General features: G+C 33.5%; 3 protein-coding genes. All 3 read left to right on the forward strand.

Features of this window, described 5'->3' with window-relative positions:
* The first annotated feature begins 301 nt into the window (after positions 1-301).
* The gene (locus V7266_RS30230) at positions 302-829 is read left to right on the forward strand and encodes a hypothetical protein (protein ID WP_335472968.1); all 528 of its coding nucleotides are present in this window, start codon (positions 302-304) and stop codon (positions 827-829) included.
* 103 nt (positions 830-932) lie between these two features.
* Complete coding sequence (locus V7266_RS30855) at positions 933-1,127, forward strand: DUF6980 family protein (RefSeq protein WP_420491523.1); 195 nt, start codon at positions 933-935, stop codon at positions 1,125-1,127.
* A 259-nt stretch (positions 1,128-1,386) separates the two neighbouring features.
* A partial coding sequence (xerS, locus tag V7266_RS30235) for a tyrosine recombinase XerS (RefSeq protein WP_335472970.1) occupies positions 1,387-2,292 on the forward strand: 906 nt, incomplete at its 3' end.

The following is a 2,292-nucleotide window of genomic DNA, read 5'->3' on the forward strand; positions in this document are numbered from 1 at the left end:
TAGTTGAATAAGAAATAGGTTAAAACCAAATGTTATCGACCTTCCTAGAAATAAAAGAGCACTCGTTGAAAGAGTGCTTGATGATTCTCAAATCAGAAAATCTAATTGATACTTATTCTAGAGGTGTAAGGTCTGAAAGTTTAACTAACTTAAAATGGTCATCGTTTTTAATTTCGCAGTACTCACTATCATATATCCAATGAATTACATAAATTTTTGATTCGAATATAACTTTGCTTCCTTTAACCAACAAAAAATGCCCCCTAGTATCTGAAATTGAATTGGCGGTGGAGTTGACAGTGTGGGTGGAGAACTACTATACAACTTTCCAAATTGGTATAATGCCAAGTTTGCCCCTAAATTATTTTATGAAGATATTAATAGCGATGTATTAAAGGATGTTATAGTCGTATTGATTTCTGGAGCAGGTTCAGGAATATCTACAAAAGAAATACATGTGTTGAATCAAGTACATGACCCTTACAGTAGATATGAAGAGGTTCCGGTTGAGTCCATAAATGCTGCCGTTAAGCGACTTGTAAAAATAGAACAAAAAGGCAATGAAATCACAGCTTTAATTGGCAAAAAGAAATATGTAGTGGACTATAAAAAGTTTGGATACCAGACTCCTGTTGACCATCCTGGAGTAGGTGCAATTGAAAATTATGAGCCTAAAGATGGTATTCTTTATGGCACAACAAATGTTTTTGTAACTATCCCTGAAGCTTACATAGGCAGTATAAAAGTTAAATATGCTTGGGATGGAAAAATGTATAAAGCAGAGTCTGCTGTATTTAAGGCAAATCCTTATAAACATCAAGTTGATTAGAGTTAGTATATTTAGTGTTAATTTTGGTAAACAAAACAATGATATTGTGGGAAAATGTACTTAAACAAAAGGGTGCTTTAACTAAATAAGGAGAAATAAAAATATGAAAAAACATTGTTGTGACGATATGGCTTATCATGCAAATTTCAAGTGTGATATACATGAAAACCCTTTTAAATGCCCCGACAAAATAATCATATTCGATGAAAAGGATAAGGACTATGGTTTAATAATTCATGATGGTGGAACGTCAAGTATCGGTATAGATTTTTGTCCGTGGTGTGGTGCGAAACTATAATTTTGGATACTTACTTCTTTAAATACTGAGTGCTAGAGTTGAAGAGCGTTGTTGACGACTTTTTTTATTAAATAATTTTTGTGAAAAATTTGGTGGGAGAGTTTAGTGTTCGTTTATGTATCAACTTTAGTGTCGCTGTACAGAAATACAGATGATTTAAAGGGAATAGGTGTTGAAATCCCACTTTTACATAATTACGTAAAATATAAATTTGACGTAATTATGCCTATCAGGTAAAATATAGAAGTGAGGTGTTATTATGGTAAATCAGGATAAACAAACTAATTTTAAAAAATTACAAACCTTACTGAACGAACTCCCTTGGTATGTGGATGAATACATTAACCACAAGCTCCGAAAACTTTCGACTGCATCTTTATTTAATTACTGTCATGACTACAAGATCTTTTTCAATTGGATCATTATGGAACAGCTGCATCAAGGTCCTGTTAAGGAAATCCCGTTGGAACGCCTGGAGCAAATGACAGTTTTAGAGGTTGAAAGTTTTTTAAACTATTTACATTATCAATTAGAAAACAAAGAATTAACGGTTAATCGCAAATTATCAGCCTTAAAATCTCTGTTCAATTTCTTGCAAAATATCGCTGAGACACCTGATTTAAAGCCTTATATTAATCGAAATGTAATGGCCAAGATCGAGTTCAATGATGTAAAAGACAGTATGGAAACCAAAGCAAATAAAATGGAAGGTAAAATCCTTCTGGGCGATGAATACGAAAAGTTTCGTTTATTCGTCGCGAATGAATATGGTGAATTGAATAAGGAAAATAAAAAGCTTTATAACTTTTATCAGTTAAATAAAGAACGCGATACTGCGATTGTCTCTTTAATTTTGGGTTCAGGACTCCGGCTTTCCGAGTTAGTCGGCATCGAATTAGACGATATTGATTACAGTAAATACTGCGTAAGAGTAATTAGAAAAGGAAATAAAGAACAATTCGTCTTTTTTAGCCAAGTGGCGATGGCTGATCTCCAGGAATACCTTTCAGTGAGAGTTTCAAAGTATCAAGTCGATAAATCCAATAAATCATTGTTTATTTCTGCACCAATCGGTCCTAAAGGCAAATCACGGCGACTCACAGCAAGAGCAGTGGAAAAACTAATCGAAAAATATGCAACCGCATTTGGCAAACCATCATTATCG

The organism is Neobacillus drentensis, from assembly GCF_036965645.1.
Classification (GTDB): Bacteria; Bacillota; Bacilli; order Bacillales; family Cytobacillaceae; genus Neobacillus; species Neobacillus drentensis_D.

Excerpts from the sequence above, each read along its gene's own strand:
- V7266_RS30855 (WP_420491523.1), top strand. The coding sequence starts at position 933 with ATGAAAAAACATTGTTGTGACGATATGGCTTATCATGCAAATTTCAAG.